Source organism: Rhodanobacteraceae bacterium, assembly GCA_024234055.1.
Lineage (GTDB): Bacteria > Pseudomonadota > Gammaproteobacteria > Xanthomonadales > SZUA-5 > JADKFD01.
In genome coordinates this window covers 674,801-690,940 of the sequence record JACKOW010000002.1, presented here as the reverse complement: position 1 = coordinate 690,940, position 16,140 = coordinate 674,801, and the positions used below count along the sequence as shown (strand labels likewise).

Sequence of the window (16,140 nt, the reverse complement as noted above, 5' to 3'; positions counted from 1 at the left end):
CAAATACCGTCCTGGAACGATGTCGGCCGAGCCCGCACTGGATGCCATCGACCTGCAGAAGCTGCGCCAGTTGCTGGGCCCGGAGCAGGCGCCGGCGCTGTTGCTGAGCGCGGCGGCGGGGCCGCAGGGGCAACTGGATCTGCTGCCGCTGGTCCGGGAAGCGCCGCTGTACGTGCCCTATCCGGGTGCGGCCGGTCACAGTGAGCGCCTGGCCGAGTTCGCCGTGCGGCTGGACCAGATGCCGGTAGGCTCAAGCGGCAGCGGCACCGATTTCTCTTGCGGTGGCTGGCTGGTCTATCTGGCCTACGAATTCGCCTCGGTGTTCGAATCCCACGTGCGCTCGCGCGAGCCCGAACTGGACGAACCGCTGGCCTTGCTGTGGCCGGTATCGGCGGCAGTGGTCCGCGATCGCCAGACCGGCCAGACCACGCTCACCGGCCGTGATCTGGATTGGTGGCGGGATCGCCTGCAGCAGGCGCTGGCGGCAAGGGCTACCGCGCCGGCGGCTCAAGGCGAGGCCAGCGACCTCGTGCTGGAACTGCAGGAGGATGACCCTCAGGCCTTTCTCGACGGCGTGGCGCGCATCCACGAGTACTTGCAGGCCGGCGATGTGTTCCAGGTCAACCTCTCGCGGGCGTGGCGTGGCCAGTCGCAGCAGACGATCGATCTGAATGCGCTGTTCGAGCGGCTGTGCGCCGCCAATCCGGCACCATTCGCCGGGGTGCTGCAACACGGTGACTGGGGATTGGCCTCCTCGTCCCCGGAACGGCTGGTCTCGGTTCACGGCGATCTGGTGCAGACCCGGCCTATCGCCGGTACCCGCCGGCGCGATCCGGACGCCGCGCGCGACGCCGAGTTGCTGGCGGAGCTCACCCGCGATCCCAAGGAGCGCGCCGAACACATCATGCTGATCGATCTGGAACGCAATGATCTGGGTCGGATCTGCGTGCCGGGCACGGTCGAAGTGGATGAGCTGGGTGTGGTCGAGAGCTACACCCATGTGCACCATCTGGTGTCCAATGTGCGCGGTCAACTGCGGCCGGGCACGAGTGCCTGGGATCTGCTGCGGGCGACCTTTCCGGGTGGCACGATTACCGGCTGCCCCAAGGTCCGCTGCATGCAGATCATTGCCGAACTGGAGCCTGTCGGTCGTGGTGCCTATACCGGTGCGCTGGGCTATGTCGGTGCTGATGGCAGTGCCGATTTCAATATCCTGATCCGAACCATGGCCTGCGCAGGCCGACAACTGGTGTTCAGGGCCGGCGCCGGCATCGTTGCCGATTCCATCGCCCGTCGGGAGCTGGGTGAAACCCGCTCCAAGGCCAAGGGGCTGCTGCGAGCTCTCGGAGTGGAGCTGTGAACGCCGTGTCGGGCCTGGCGGCCGACCGCGGCCTGCACTACGGTGATGGTTTGTTCGAGACCCTGCGATTCGTCGGCGCCAGCGCGCCGCTGTGGGACTGGCATCGGCAACGGCTGGCCATGGGCTGCGCGCGTCTGGGCTTCCCAGAGCCCGATTGGCGCCGTCTGCAGCGACGTTTGGCGCGAGCCGCCAGACCTCACGCCGCGTCGATCGCCAAGCTGATCTGGACTGCAGGTAGCGCGCCGCGCGGTTATGCTCGGCCCGATCGCGTCGTCGGCCGGGCACTGATCCAGACTCAAGCCTGGACGGCGATGCCATCGCGGTTGCTGAATCTGCGCTGGTGCCAGACCCGTCTGGCCTTGCAGCCGGCCCTCGCCGGGCTCAAACATCTGAATCGCCTGGAACAGGTATTGGCGCGGGCCGAATGGCGCAGCGCGGACATTGATGAGGGATTGATGCTGGACATGCAGGGCAGGGTGGTCGCGGCAACGTCCGCGAATCTGTTCATCCGCGAGCGCGGCCGTTGGCTCACGCCCGATCTGAGCAACTGCGGGATAGCCGGTGTTGCCCGCCGCTGGATGATGGCTCAGCGCGAGGTCGTCGAAACTGCACTGGATCCCGGGCAAGTCAAGGCTGCAGAGGTGGTGGTGCTCAGCAACGCCGTGCGCGGTCTGCGTCAAGTTGGTGCTCTCGACGAGCGCCGCTGGTCGGCAGCCGCCGAGGTGTGGGATCTGCAATCCACCTGGGAGCGCCAGTTCTCAGCCTCGGCAGAGCTGCCATGAGCTGGGCTCAGCCTGCTGCCATCGGCGGCCGCGTGCGCTGGTTGTTGCTTCTGGCCTGTGTCGCTCTGGCCTTGTCGCTCACCGCCTGGATCGGCTGGCGCGAGTTTCATCGCTTCGAATCCGCCGAACTCAGCCAGGCCGGGCAGGTGGTCGAGTTCAAGCGTGGCATGCGCCTGCGCGACCTGGTCGATGAACTTCAGGCGCGGTCGATCAGCCCGGCACCCTACTGGCAATGGCGGCTGCTGGCCGAGCGCCTGGGCCTGTCGCCGCGGCTGCAGGCGGGTGAATACCGGGTCGATCCGGGCATGAGCCCGCGGGCGCTGCTGCAGGCCATCGCTGATGGCCGCGTGGTTCAGTATCGCGTCACCATCCTGGAGGGCACTCGGTTTCGGGACCTCCGAATTGCGCTGGCTGACGTGCAGCCGCTGGAACAGACCATCGGCGGGCTCGACGATGCCGGCGTGCTGGAACGCATCGGTGCCAGTGAAGTCCATCCTGAGGGATTGTTCCTGCCGGATACCTACTTTTTCCCACGCGGATTCAGTGACCTCGATCTGCTCAAGCGCGCCTACTGGGCGCAAAAGACCCTGCTGGAGAGACAGTGGGAGTCGCGCGCGCCCGAGCTGCCCCTGAGCGATCCCTATCAGGCCCTGATTCTGGCCTCGATCATCGAGAAGGAAACCGGTCGCTCCGGCGAGCGCGCCGAGATCGCCGGCGTCTTCGTCAACCGCTTGCGCCAGGGCTGGCGCCTGCAGACCGATCCCACCGTCATCTATGGACTGGGCGATGCCTTCGACGGCAACCTGCGGCGCGTGGATCTGGAAACCGATACCCCCTACAACACCTACACCCGATTCGGCCTGCCGCCGACACCGATTGCGTTGCCGGGCCGCGCAGCCATCGCCGCGGCGCTGCAGCCGGCCAGAACCGAAGCCATGTTCTTCGTCGCCCGCGGCGACGGCAGTCACGTATTCTCGCGCACGCTGGAGGAGCACAATCGTGCCGTCCGGCGGTTCCAGCTGGGGTTGCAGTGAGGCCGGCATGGCGGCGTGCTGGCGAGTTGGGGTTCCGTGGCGGTGTCGCGGCGCCAGCGCTGCAGGGGCAGGGGGCAGGGGGCAAGGGTCAGGGGCCCAGTATTGCTGCATGGTCGGATCATGCGAAGAGTCTGGATACCTGCCCCCCGCCCCCTGCCCCTCTTTGTCGAGGATGAAAGTCAATGGTTTACCGCATGCTTTCTGAGGCCATCTAGTGGCAGCCGAAACCCCAATCCTCGACCCGCGTCTACTCTTGCCCTGGCACGAGTCGCCGCGCAAGCGCTTCGCCGACAGCCTCGCTCGTGGTCAGGTGGCGCACGCCTTGCTCGTGCACGGCGAGGGCGGATTGCACAAGGTCCATCTCGCGCGTCAGTTGGGACAGGCACTGCTGTGTCAGCGGCCGGCATCGGGCAGCGCCTGCGGGCACTGTCACAGCTGCCTGCTGTATCAGGCCGGCAACCATCCCGACTGGACCGAGATTCAGCCAGTCGAATCAGCGTTCATCCGGATCGATCAGATTCGCGAGCTTTCGGGGCGGTTGTCGATGCGCCCGCAGATCGCGCAGCGTCAGGTCGCGCTGCTGTGGCCGGCGGAACAGATGAATGCGGCCTCTTCCAATGCGCTGTTGAAGACCCTGGAGGAGCCTGCTGCCGATACCCATTTGCTTCTGGTCAGCGATCGGGCCGGTCAGCTGTCGGCCACCATACGCAGTCGCTGCCAGCGCATGCCGATCCCTGGCAGCAAGACCTCGGAGACGGTCGCCAGCGTCGCGCAGATGGCCGGGGTCAGCACGGCGCAGGCGCAGGCGGCGCTGGAACTCAGTGGTGGTGACCCGGAACTCGGGCTGCATTGGCTGACACCCGAACACTGGTCAGCCCTGGTGGCGCTGGCCGCGCAACTGGTGGAACTGGCTCACGGCCGCCTTGATGCCCAGACCTTCGCTGGCAGCTATCGCAAGGAAGGCGTGGCCCTGCTGCAGCGCTGGTCCAGACTCATCGCGCTGATGCTCGGCAGCCCCCAGGTCGAGGCAGGCGCCTTCAAGCCATTGGTGGCACTCGCCGGCGCCGTGCAATACACCACTCTGTTGCCCCTGGCCACGCAACTGGAGCGTGCGCGTGGCATGATTGGCAGCGGAGTTCGAGAAGATCTGATGGTTTACGATCTGGCGCTGCGCTGGTCGGAAGCCTTCACCACACAGGGACGCAGGCGCGAATCATGAGTACCGGACCGGGAATTCCACGTCAGGGCATCTTGTCGCTGTCGATCAAGGACAAGGGCGCGCTGTACCAGGCCTACATGCCCTTCCTCAAGGGCGGCGGCATTTTTGTGCCTACCCAGAAGCGCTATGGCATCGGCGATGAAGTCTTCATCCTGTTGTCGCTGATGGAGGAGAAGGATCGCATGCCGGTCGCGGGCAAGGTGGTCTGGGTCACCCCCAACGGCGCCCAGGGCAATCGCACGGCCGGCATCGGCGTGCAATTCAGCGAAAACTCCGATGGTGAGGCCGTTCGCACCAAGATCGAGACCATGCTGGCGGGTACGCTGAGCTCCGAGCGCCCCACCCATACGATGTAATGAATCCGCCGCCTGGGGCGGCTGCAAGCGCAACACATTGCGCCGATAAGGCCATCGAGCCTTGATCCCGGCAGGATGGGGATGACTGCGGCATATACTCAAGATCAGGCGCTCCGGATCCGATCATGTCTTCATCGGCGACACATGCCTCCGAAATTCTGCTTCGTACCAGCGGCGATGCCCGGGTTCCCGAGCGTCTGTACGACCAGATGCTCGACAGTGACAGCAATCTGGTTCTGATCGAATCGCCTTTTGCCGATGACTTGATGGCTTATCTGCGGCAAATGGCGCAGCGTCGTGGTCATTCGATCTACGCCTGGGATACCGAAGGTGGCCTCGCCAGTCTGCGCGAGCACGGGATCACGGTGGCCGGCAGCAAACGCTTGTCCGAAGCGCTGCGCTTCGTGCTGCAATCGGGGCATTTCGGGGTCTACATCTTTCCGGCCGACAGCGGCGAACTGACCCCGCAGGTGCTGGCGCTGATGCGGCAGATCGCCCGCGGCAAGGAGGGGGGTGACAAACGCGTCGTCATCCTTGGCAGTGCTCTCGATCTGCCTTTGCCGCTGCAGAAACTGTCGAGCTTGATACTGCATCGGCACGGTCCTTCCGAACGCTTGAGACTGCGCGATGGGCGCTGGATCCGAGACTGATGCCTGACACTGTCCACAACGCCGGAGTCCTGATTGTTGCCAGCAACCGCGACGACCGGCGCGTGCTTTTCGACTCCTTCGATGGTGCCGAATTCGAGGCCATCTACACCGCCCGCGATGTCGCCCAGGCACATGCGCTGCTGGCACAGGATCCGGAACTGGCACTGATCTTCGTCGAGTTTCTAGATCCCTATGCCGAAGCCGAGGGGCTTTGCCGCCTGCTGGCTGGTCATCCGCGCTGGCGCCTGGTGCCGCGCGTGGGCGTACTGCCTGCCGGTGCACTGCCGCCCGGTGCTCCGGGCGGGCCCAACGCGCCCGTCGCCGCCTGGGTGCGCAGCCCCATCAATGCCGCTGAAGCGATGCGACAGGCGCGCGAGCTGATTGCACCGCCGGCTCCGGTTGTCGATCGCAGCGATGCCGGCTGGATTGAGCAACTGGAGGTGCCGGCATTGATCGTGGATGTCGGCAACGACAAGGTGCGTGGCGTCAATCAGCGAGCCTGTCAGCTGTTGCGCGGCGATGCCGAGCAGATCACGGGCAGTTCGGCGCGTGCCCTGATCGGGCATCTGCCGCCGGTGCGCGACGAGGGCATGGGTCTGGGGGAGGGACGCATCGAAGCCCACGGCGATCCCCGCCTGGTGGGTCTGGCCACGGTAGGCTATGGCGGCAGCAATGGCCGTCTGGTCTTGCTGACGGCCAGTCCACAGGCTGAGTCGCCGCTGGAGATGCTCGCCGCCATGGCCCGAACTGGGCTCGACACCCAGGGCGTGCAGCCGGTGCTCAAGCGTCTGATCGCCGACTATGGACTCGATTTTTTTTACGTCTGTGTCGAGCGTGGAGGTACCGAGGCCGAGCCGCAGGTCATGGCCGCATTCCCGCGCACCGCGCAGGGCGCCTTGCACGCGGTCTGGCAGACAGAGCTCTATCGCCGGGTACTGGCCGGCTCGGAATTCAACGCCGCGGAGGATGCGGTTGCCCGGCTGAGCGAGCCATTTTTCAAGCAGCTGCGCTTGAACAGCGTTCAGGCAGTCCCGCTCTACGGCGATGGCCAGCGCGCCTTCGGTGCCCTGATCGCAGGTGGGCGCAAGCCGCAGCCGCGCGCGCCCGAACTGCTGGCCGTTCTGCGGCTGGTCGGCTCGCATCTGGCCATGCAGTCGCTGGTGGCGCGCTTTCGCTCTGACAGTCGTTTCCAGGGACTGCACGACTCTCTCACGCGACTGCCCAATCGCTTGTTGTTCAACGACCGCCTGCAGTCGGCTATCGCCGAAGCCGGTCGCAGTGGCGAGTTGTTTGCCGTGCTGTTCGTCGATCTGGACCGCTTCAAGACCATCAATGACAGTCTCGGGCATTCCGTGGGCGATCAGGTGCTGGGCGCCGTCGCCAAGCGCCTGCGGGCCACGGTGCGTGCATCCGATACTGTATCGCGGTACGCCGGTGATGAATTCACTCTGATCCTCAGGCACATCGTCAACCGCGAAGACGTTGCCCGGATCGCCGACAAGATCGTCAAGGTGCTGGAAACGCCGCTGACGCTGACCGATGGCCGCGAGTTGCAGATCACCGCCAGTCTGGGCATCAGCTTCTACCCGGAAGACGGCAAGGACGGCGAAACCCTGCTCAAGCATGCCGATGTGGCGATGTACAGCGCCAAGGGCCTGGGACGGAACACCTATCAGGTGTACGTCGCAGTGCCTGAAGAGTCGCATCGCCAGCGGCTGGATCTGGAAACCAAGCTGCGCGTGGCCGAGCGCAACAACGAGTTGCGTGCCTACTACCAACCCCAGGTGGATGCGCAGACCGAAGACATCATCGGCATGGAATCGCTGATCCGCTGGGAGCACCCGGAACTCGGTCTGATCAGTCCCGGCTTCTTCATTCCGATCGCCGAAGACACCGGGCTGATCGTCCCCATCGGCGAGTGGATCCTGCGCACTGCCTGCGCCGATGCCAAACGCTGGCTGGACATGTTCGACGTGCCCTTGCGCGTCAGCGTCAACCTGTCGGCTTTGCAGTTGCGTCAGCCGAACCTGGTCGAAGTGGTCTCGCGGGCGCTGCAGGACACCGGTCTGCCGGGCGACAATCTCGACCTGGAAGTGACCGAAAGCATCAATATCAAGGACATCCCGAATCTGATGGAAGTGCTTGGCCAGTTGCGCGAACTCGGCTGCCATATCGCCATCGACGACTTTGGCACCGGGCAGTCCTCGCTCGACTACATCAAGCGCTTCCCGGCCGACCGGATCAAGATCGATCAGACCTTCGTGCGCAACATTGGTGTCGATCCGGCAGACGAGGCCATCGTGCGCGCCACCATCAACATGGCCCGCAACATGAACCGCATCGTGGTTGCCGAGGGCGTCGAGACTGAGGATCATCTGCGCTTTCTGCGCGAGTATGGGTGTCAGGAATTGCAGGGCTATCTGTTTGCCCGGCCGCTGCCGGCGGCGAGTTTCGAGAATCTGCTGAGTGAGCGAGCACGACTGCTGGCAGAAATGGCGGATGAATAGGAACTTTCCGCGTTGAGGCTGGTCAGACTCGGCAATCATCGACAATCGAGGATGCCGGGCTCATGGGGTTGAATCTGAGTTGGTCCGCGCCAACGCCGCGGTCGGCACCACCGGCCGCCGGGCTGGGGGCTGCATTCACAGGAGTTGCAGTGGAAGAGGCAGCAATCGATGCGGCCCTGGTGGAGCGCGTCCAGGCGGGCGACAAGCTCGCCTTCGATCTGTTGGTGCGCAAGTACCAGCACAGGATCATCGCGCTGATCCAGCGCTTTGTCCCGGACTGGCACGAAGCGCAGGACGTGGCCCAGGAGGCTTTCATCAAGGCCTATCGCGCCCTGCCGAATTTTCGCGGCGACAGCGCTTTCTATACCTGGCTCTACAAGATCTCCGTGAACACGGCCAAGAACTTCCTGGTGTCGCAATCGCGGCGTCCACCGATGGACGACATCCTGCTGGAAGATGCGGTGCATCACGAAGCGGCCGGGCGCATGCATGAACGGGCCACGCCGGAAAATGAATTCTTGCGCGAAGAAGTGGAACGCACGGTCATCGCCGCGGTCGAAGAACTGCCGGAAGAAATCCGGACGGCGCTGACCTTGCGCGAAATCGATGGTCTGAGCTACGAAGAGATCGCGCAGATCATGAATTGCCCGATAGGAACGGTGCGCTCGCGCATCTTCCGTGGGCGCGATGCGGTGGATCGTCGGATTCGGCCGCTGGTGGAGGGTTGAGAGCGATGAGTGAAGATTTGAGAGAGCAACTGTCGGCGCTGATGGATGGCGAACTGGGCCGGGACGAGCGCGCATTCCTGATGCGGCGTCTGGAGCACGACGCCGAATTGCGGGCCGCGTGGACCCGCATGCATCTGATCCGAGACGTCATGACCCATCGGCCGGGTGGCTCGGCGACGCTGAATCTGGCGGATGGCGTGATGCAGGCGCTGGCGGAGGAAGAGCGGGGCATGCCCAAGGCCAGGGCTGCAGCATCCGGACCGGCCTGGCGGCCTTGGGCGGGTCTGGCGGTGGCGGCTTCGGTGGCGATGGCGGCGGTGTTTGCCGTGGCTCCGGATCGTGCTCTCGAGTCCGGACCGTCGCTGGCAGAGTCTGCCCCGGCGACGCGCGCGGCCTTGCCGGTGGGCGTGCCCGGGCCGATCGTGCCCAGCCTGCAGGATCTGGGCAGTGGCGTGCAGCCGGTGGCCGGTGAGCGTTCACGGGTGTTGAGCGCCTCGCCGATGCCGATGAGTGCCGAGCAGATGTTGTTGATGCGGCACGGACAGGTGGTCGATGGTTCCTGGTGGGTGGGCGGTACCCAGCCGGTATATGCGCAGCCCGAGCAGCGCATGGTCGTGCCGGTGTCGGTGAGCGGCGAATAGTCCAAGGGTGTCCGTGCGCGTGCAGACATCGATATCGAGCATGGGCGCCTGGGTGCTGTGGTGGTGCGCGATTCTGGTTTCAGCTCCGCTGCTGGCCCAGACCAACGGCAGTGAGGACTGGCGTGCCTGGGCGGCGCGCATGGACAAGGCCCAGCAATCGCTGAACTACGATGCCACCATGGTCATCGACGTCGGCGACAACAACTGGGATCTGGTGGAGCTGTCGCAGCGCGTCGGGCCCGGTGGGCCAGAACAGCAGTGGGTCAGCCTGAATGGCGCCGGGCGTCGGCAGCTGCGCACCTCGCAGGGCATTTCGGTACTCGGCCCGGAGGGCGATCAGCGCATCGGTCGTGGCGCGCAGCTGCGCCTGGGCGAGGCCTCGGAGCAGTTGGCGAGTTCCTATCGGATCAGCATGGAAGGCACTGACCGCGTGGCAGGCCGCCAGGCGGTGCGCATGGTCCTGCAGCCACTGCAGCCTGATCGCTATGGTTTGCACCTGTGGATAGACGCCGATACGGGCCTGCCACTGCGGAGTGAGAGAATCGGTGCCAACGACGCCATGTTGGAGCGGCGCATGGTGACGCGTCTTACCGTGCGTGGTTTTGCGGGCACGCGCCCGCCGATGCCTGCGCTCGGCAGCGCCCAGGGGGCCGGATGGAGCCTGCCCAGCGGATTTCGCCTGGTCGGTTCGGCCCTGGCGGTACCTGGTCTCGCTGGCGCCCGCCAGTGGGTGATCTCCGATGGCGTGGCCTGGGTGTCGGTCTATCAGATGACCTTGCCATCGGGACTCACGCTGGACCGTAACGGTTGGCGCCGGGGAGCGATGAGTCAGGTCACGGTGCGTGACGGCGATCACTGGTTCTACGTGCTCGGCGATCTGCCACCGGAAACCCTGATTCGGGTAGGTCAGGCCGCCATTGCGGCTGAACCCTGACCGATGTCCAAACCGTTATTCACCTCCGGCGACGCCTGTTGGAGTCGCGGCTCAGGGGTGGCTCGTGCTTTAATCGCCAGTTTCCCCCAAGCCCCCTGGTTGCCGATCCGACGCGGCCGGCGGAGCGCATGAGCCATGAATCACATACGTAATTTTTCAATTATCGCGCACGTCGATCACGGCAAGTCGACCCTGGCCGATCGCTTCATCCAGATCTGCGGCGGCCTGGCCGATCGTGAAATGGAGGCGCAGGTCCTCGACAGCAATCCGATCGAGCGCGAGCGTGGCATCACCATCAAGGCGCAATCGGTGTCGCTGCCCTATCTCAGCGATGATGGCCAGACCTACGAGCTGAATTTCATCGATACGCCCGGGCATGTCGATTTCTCCTACGAGGTATCGCGCTCGCTGGCGGCCTGCGAAGGTGCGCTGCTGGTGGTGGATGCGGCCCAGGGGGTCGAGGCCCAGAGCGTGGCCAACTGCTATACCGCCGTCGAGCAGGGCCTGGAAGTCGTGCCGGTGCTGAACAAGGTGGATCTGCCCTCGGCCGAGCCCGACCGCGTGCGCCAGGAAATCGAGGACGTCATCGGCATTGATGCCACTGACGCCATCGAGATCAGCGCCAAGACCGGGCTCAACGTGCGCCAGGTGCTGGAGGCCATCATCCAGCGTATTCCGCCGCCGGCCCAGCCTGCCGATACCACGCTGAAGGCCTTGATCATTGATTCCTGGTTCGATAACTACCTCGGCGTGATCTCGCTGGTGCGTGTGGTCCAGGGTGAGATCACCGTCGGCGACAAGATTCTGGTGATGTCCACCGGGCGGACCTGGTATGTCGAACAGGTGGGCGTGTTCACGCCCAAGAGGGTGCGTCGCGAGAAGCTCAGCTGCGGCCAGGTGGGATTTGTCTGCGCCGCGATCAAGGAAGTGCACGGAGCGCCGGTCGGCGATACCCTGACCAGCGCGGCCAAGCCGGCCAGTGAGGCACTGCCAGGCTTCCAGAAGATCAAGCCGCGGGTCTTCGCCGGCCTGTTCCCGACCGAGGCCGACGACTATCCGGCCATGCGCGAAGCCCTTGAGAAGCTGACATTGAACGATTCGGCGCTGCAGTTCGAGCCCGAATCCTCCGAGGCCATGGGTTTCGGATTCCGCTGCGGCTTCCTCGGCATGCTGCACATGGAGATCGTGCAGGAGCGCCTGGAACGCGAATACGATCTGGACCTGATCACCACCGCACCCACGGTGATCTATCAGGTACTGCGCAAGGATGGCTCGATCTTCGAACTCGACAATCCGGCCAAGATGCCGGTGGCCAGCGAGATGGAGGAGATTCGCGAGCCGATCATCGTGGCCAACATCCTGGTGCCACCCGACTACGTCGGACCGGTGATCAAGCTCTGCGAGGAAAAACGCGGGCGCCAGAAGGGCATCAACTATCTGGGCACCCAGGTGCAGATCAATTACGAGATGCCGCTGGCGGAAGTGGTGCTGGATTTCTTCGATCGCCTGAAGTCCGCCAGCCGTGGCTACGCCTCCTTCGACTACCATCTCGATCGTTTCGAGGCAGGTCCCTTCGTGCGTCTGGATATCCTGATCAACGGTGACCGCGTCGATGCGCTGTCGCTGATCGTTCATCGTTCGCAGGCAGACCGAAAGGGCCGCGATCTGGCCGAAAAGATGCGCGAGCTGATTCCGAGGCAGATGTTCGATGTCGCCATCCAGGCCGCGGTTGGCGCCCAGATCATCGCCCGGTCCACGGTGAAGGCGCTGCGCAAGAACGTGCTGGCCAAGTGCTACGGGGGTGACGTTTCGCGCAAGCGCAAGCTGCTGGAAAAGCAGAAGGCCGGCAAGAAACGCATGAAACAGGTAGGTCGGGTGGAGATCCCTCAGGAGGCATTCCTGGCGGTGCTCCAGGTGGATGATCGATAGGCTTCAGGGACGATAGGACGGGAACATGGATTTCGCGCTGATCTTGGTGATCTTGACCGGTTTGACCGGCGTGGTGTGGTTGATCGACAGCCTGTTCTTTCGACGGCGGCGGCTGGCACTCCAGGGCGCAGGTCACGGTACTGCCGGCGAACTCCAGGCCGGTGCAGCCCCGGCCACGCGCGATCCGGTGATCGTGGAGTACTCCAAGTCCTTCTTTCCGGTCATCCTGGCCGTGTTGTTCATCCGGTCATTTCTGGTCGAGCCCTTCACCATCCCATCCAGTTCCATGGTGCCCACGCTGCTGATCGGCGACTTCATTCTGGTCAACAAGTATGCCTACGGGATTCGGCTGCCGGTCATACACACCAAGATCTTCGAAGTCTCGGAGCCCAAGCGCGGTGAAGTGGTGGTCTTCCGGCCGCCGCACCATCCGGACAAGAACTACGTCAAGCGTCTGGTCGGATTGCCGGGTGACAAGATCACCTACATCAACAACACGCTCTATGTGAACGACATTGCCATGCCGCAGACCTCGGTTGGTCGCTATTTCGCGGATGGCAGCAACAGCGAGTCCACGGGCGCTGAACTGCGCACCGAGATGTTGATGGATGTGCCGCACCAGATCCTGTTGGCTGGCGGTCAGGGGCTGGTGCCGGGCGGCACCTTCGTCGTTCCGCCAGGGCACTATTTCATGATGGGCGACAACCGTGATAGAAGTGAGGACAGTCGCGTCTGGGGCGTGGTTCCGGAAGAAAACCTGGTTGGACGCGCGTTTTTTGTGTGGATGCACTGGGACTGGAAAATCCGGGGCTTTGTGGCCTGGAATCGTATTGGCATGAAAGTGGGGTGATGCGATGGCTACTGCAGCAAGACAGCGCGGAATAACCTTGATCGGTTTCATCATCGTTTTGGCGGTCGTCGGATTCGCGATGTTCATCGGCGCCAAGCTGTTCCCGATGTACAGCGAGTACATGGCGGTCAAGGCGGCCATGTTGCAGGTCAAGAACACGCCGGGCTCGGCGCGCATGAACCCCGATCAGGTCTGGAACATCCTGACCCGCACCTTCGAGACCGGATACGTCGAAAGCGTCACCCGGCAGAATGTGCAGCTGGTGCGCCAGAACGGCTATGTGCTTCGGATCGCCTACGAAGTCCGCAAGCCGCTGGTCTACAACCTGGATGTGGTGGCCAAGTTCGATCATTCGGTGGACCTGACCCGGAGCGGCGAGCCCTAGTGCAGTCCAATCCGCTGCGGCGCTTCGGCGTCGATTTTGCCGATCCGGCGCTGCTGGATCGCGCTCTGACGCATCGCAGCGCAGGACAGGCCAATTACGAGCGCCTGGAGTTTCTCGGTGACGCCCTGATCAATACTGCGGTCAGCATCGAGCTCTACCAGCGCTACCCGCGCTCGCCGGAGGGCGATCTGACCCGTCTGCGCGCGGCGCTGATTCGCGAATCCAGCCTCGCCGATCTGGCGCGGGGTATCGGTCTGTCCGACTACCTGCGCATGGGCGGCGGCGAGTTGAAGAGCGGCGGTTACCGGCGTGACTCCATCCTCGCCGACACGCTCGAGGCGCTGGTTGCGGCGGTTTATCTGGACTCGGGCTGGGACCGCTGTCAGGGTCTGATTCGACAGATGTTCGCCGGGGCCATTGACGCGGTTGATATCAACGCGGTCAAGGATGCCAAGACCCGGCTGCAGGAATGGTTGCAGGGGCGCGGCATGCCCTTGCCCGACTATCAGCTGATCGATACCGAGGGCAAGGATCACGACAAGACCTTCAGGGTCGCCTGCCGAATAGCTGATCTCGATCTGTCCGCGGACGCGCAAGGGCGCAGCCGCAAATCGGCGGAGCAGGCCGCTGCGGCTGCGGTGCTGGAACACATAGAACGGAGTCAGCCTCAGTGAATACCGCTGTCAGCCACCGCGCCGGATTCGCGGCCCTGGTGGGTCGTCCCAATGTCGGCAAGTCGAGCCTGCTCAATGCCTTTGTCGGCGCCCATCTGGGCGCGGTCTCGGCCAAGCCGCACACCACCCGTCAGCGGCTGTTGGGTGTGCGTACCTTTGACAGTAGTCAGATCGCCTTCGTCGACACGCCGGGAATCCAGAAGCGTCGCCCCACCGCCGTGCACAAGGCCATGGATCGGGCCGTCGACCAGGCCGTGGCGGAGGTCGATCTGATCGCGCTGGTCGTCGAGGCCGGCATCTGGAAGCCTGGAGACGAGGCCGCGCTGGCGCATGCCCAGGAGACCGGATTGCCGATTGCCCTGATCATCAACAAGATCGATCTGCTGAAAGACAAGACCAAGCTGCTGCCTTTCATCGACAAGGTTGGCAAGCTGCATGATTTCGCTGTCGTCCTGATGGTCAGTGCACGTCGCGAGCAGGGCACCGAGGATGCCTGTCAGCGCCTGGCGGCGCTGTTGCCCGAGCGCGAGCCCCTGTTCGAGGCCGATACCCTGACTGATCGCAGCGAGCGTCACCTGGCGGGCGAGTTCGTGCGTGAGCAACTGATGCGTCAATTGGGCAATGAAGTGCCCTATGCCTGCGCTGTCGAAGTCGAGGCCTTTGAGCTGGTCGGGCAACTGCGCCGCATCGCCGCCACGATCTGGGTCGAGCGCGACGGCCAGAAGGCGATCGTCATCGGCGAGGGCGGCGAGCGCCTGAAGCAGATCGGCAGCGCCGCGCGAATGCAGATGGAAAAACTCTTCGGCGGCCGTGTCCACATCGAGATCTGGGTCAAGGTCCGAGCCGACTGGAGCGACAACGAACGCTCGCTGCGGCAGCTGGGATTCGACTGAGCCGAGGTTGTACGGAGGCGTGCGGGCTCGCCTGGATTCGCTGTCAATGCGCATGTCTTGGCATCAACAGGGGCAGGGGGCAGGGGCCCAGCCTTTCCGCATGGTTGGTGGTTGCGTCGCGGTTCGCAGTTTATCGGTCGAAGTTCCGCCCATGGCGAAGTCAACAGGCAGGCCATGACTAGTGAAAGACTCGGTAGCTCACGTTGGTGCGACTGTTCGCACGGCACGCGAAGCGCAGACGGGAGGCGTATTGCCGTGCTGCGCCGTCTGCCCTTGCAACGGGATAGGACACCTGCCCCCTGCCCCCTGACCCTGGTTTGTACTTCGCGAAACGGCGAAGTCTGGAATCACCGCCGGTTTGGTACCTGCCATGCGCATCAATGACCAGCCCGGCTTCGTCCTGCATCGACGCCAGTATTCCGAGTCCAGTCTGCTGCTGGAGGTGCTCAGTCGCGACCATGGGCGTATCGGACTGATTGCCCGCGGTGCGCGTGGGTCGAAAAGTGCGCTGCCTGCCTTGTTGCAGCCCTTCCAGCAGCTGCAGCTGGATTTCATGGGCACCGGGGAACTGCAGCGGCTCATTCGTGCGGAGCCCCTGGGCGCCGCACTGGAACTGCGCTCCGAGCGTTCCCTGGCCGGGCTCTATTGCAATGAACTGATGGTGCGGCTGCTGCCGCGCGGGGATGCCTGCCCCTCTCTGTATCAGCGCTACGCGGGCGTACTCGAGACTCTGGTGGACTGTGCTGCCATCGCCTGGCCCCTGCGCCTGTTCGAACGCGATCTGCTGGCTGAACTCGGCTATGCCGCAGATTTTTCGGAAGATGCCGAGGGCATGGCCATCGAAGCCGGCGCCCGCTACCGTTTCGAGGCCGACAGCGGCTTCCTGAAGACCAGCGGCCCTTCCGGCTACAGCGGCGCCGCTCTGTTGGCCATGAGCCAGGGCTCCGAGCCGGCGGCCCCGCAGATGCGTGAATTGCGACTGCTGTTCAGGGAACTGATCAGCCTGCACCTTCGCGGCGAAACGCTGCGCTCCTGGAGTCTGCTGGCTGAACTGGGACGCTAGCCCGCATTTCTCACACCTGCGCGGGCAGATGCCACGGTTCCCTGGGCGGTACAGCCTGGGCGCACTGCGGTAGCCCGAGGCATTCAGGCACGGAGCTTCACGGTGCAATTCGACCGGCCGCCTGCGGGATCGTGC

16 protein-coding genes are annotated in these 16,140 nt (G+C 64.2%); all 16 read left to right on the top strand.

Features of this window, described 5'->3' with window-relative positions; genetic code table 11:
- The first annotated feature begins 19 nt into the window (after positions 1–19).
- Positions 20–1,360 (top strand): aminodeoxychorismate synthase component I, encoded by a 1,341-nt coding sequence (locus tag H7A19_07020; GenBank protein ID MCP5474580.1) that lies wholly within the window; start codon positions 20–22, stop codon positions 1,358–1,360.
- Positions 1,357–2,142, top strand: a complete 786-nt coding sequence (pabC, locus tag H7A19_07015) for an aminodeoxychorismate lyase (GenBank protein MCP5474579.1) — start codon at positions 1,357–1,359, stop codon at positions 2,140–2,142. The genes H7A19_07020 and pabC overlap by 4 nt, the downstream gene beginning before the upstream one ends.
- Entirely contained in the window at positions 2,139–3,176 is a 1,038-nt protein-coding gene (gene mltG, locus H7A19_07010; GenBank protein ID MCP5474578.1) for an endolytic transglycosylase MltG, read from the top strand. Before pabC ends, mltG begins: the two co-directional genes overlap by 4 nt.
- Before the next feature lie 214 nt (positions 3,177–3,390).
- Positions 3,391–4,395 (top strand): DNA polymerase III subunit delta', encoded by a 1,005-nt coding sequence (gene holB, locus H7A19_07005; GenBank protein ID MCP5474577.1) that lies wholly within the window; start codon positions 3,391–3,393, stop codon positions 4,393–4,395.
- On the top strand, positions 4,392–4,751 hold the full coding sequence (locus H7A19_07000; protein MCP5474576.1) for a PilZ domain-containing protein: 360 nt from the start codon (positions 4,392–4,394) through the stop codon (positions 4,749–4,751). Before holB ends, H7A19_07000 begins: the two co-directional genes overlap by 4 nt.
- Positions 4,752–4,876: 125 nt before the next feature.
- The gene (locus H7A19_06995) at positions 4,877–5,401 is read left to right on the top strand and encodes a hypothetical protein (protein ID MCP5474575.1); all 525 of its coding nucleotides are present in this window, start codon (positions 4,877–4,879) and stop codon (positions 5,399–5,401) included.
- Positions 5,401–7,908: an EAL domain-containing protein gene (locus H7A19_06990; GenBank protein MCP5474574.1), complete on the top strand. Its 2,508-nt coding sequence runs from the start codon at positions 5,401–5,403 to the stop codon at positions 7,906–7,908. Before H7A19_06995 ends, H7A19_06990 begins: the two co-directional genes overlap by 1 nt.
- A 62-nt stretch (positions 7,909–7,970) precedes the next feature.
- Positions 7,971–8,636 (top strand): RNA polymerase sigma factor RpoE, encoded by a 666-nt coding sequence (gene rpoE, locus H7A19_06985; GenBank protein MCP5474573.1) that lies wholly within the window; start codon positions 7,971–7,973, stop codon positions 8,634–8,636.
- Between the two features lie 5 nt (positions 8,637–8,641).
- Entirely contained in the window at positions 8,642–9,277 is a 636-nt protein-coding gene (locus tag H7A19_06980) for a sigma-E factor negative regulatory protein (GenBank protein ID MCP5474572.1), read from the top strand.
- 40 nt (positions 9,278–9,317) lie between these two features.
- Positions 9,318–10,211 (top strand): MucB/RseB C-terminal domain-containing protein, encoded by an 894-nt coding sequence (locus H7A19_06975; protein ID MCP5474571.1) that lies wholly within the window; start codon positions 9,318–9,320, stop codon positions 10,209–10,211.
- 135 nt (positions 10,212–10,346) lie between these two features.
- The gene (lepA, locus tag H7A19_06970; GenBank protein MCP5474570.1) at positions 10,347–12,140 is read left to right on the top strand and encodes an elongation factor 4; all 1,794 of its coding nucleotides are present in this window, start codon (positions 10,347–10,349) and stop codon (positions 12,138–12,140) included.
- Positions 12,141–12,165: 25 nt separating this feature from the next.
- Positions 12,166–12,990 carry a signal peptidase I gene (gene lepB / locus H7A19_06965; GenBank protein MCP5474569.1) on the top strand — a complete coding sequence of 275 codons (825 nt, stop codon included), beginning with the start codon at positions 12,166–12,168 and terminating at the stop codon, positions 12,988–12,990.
- A gap of 4 nt (positions 12,991–12,994) precedes the next feature.
- Positions 12,995–13,375: a DUF4845 domain-containing protein gene (locus H7A19_06960; protein ID MCP5474568.1), complete on the top strand. Its 381-nt coding sequence runs from the start codon at positions 12,995–12,997 to the stop codon at positions 13,373–13,375.
- Complete coding sequence (gene rnc / locus H7A19_06955; protein MCP5474567.1) at positions 13,375–14,049, top strand: ribonuclease III; 675 nt, start codon at positions 13,375–13,377, stop codon at positions 14,047–14,049. The genes H7A19_06960 and rnc overlap by 1 nt, the downstream gene beginning before the upstream one ends.
- Entirely contained in the window at positions 14,046–14,942 is an 897-nt protein-coding gene (gene era, locus H7A19_06950) for a GTPase Era (protein ID MCP5474566.1), read from the top strand. The genes rnc and era overlap by 4 nt, the downstream gene beginning before the upstream one ends.
- A gap of 370 nt (positions 14,943–15,312) precedes the next feature.
- Positions 15,313–16,005: a DNA repair protein RecO gene (gene recO / locus H7A19_06945; protein MCP5474565.1), complete on the top strand. Its 693-nt coding sequence runs from the start codon at positions 15,313–15,315 to the stop codon at positions 16,003–16,005.
- Positions 16,006–16,140: the final 135 nt, after the last annotated feature.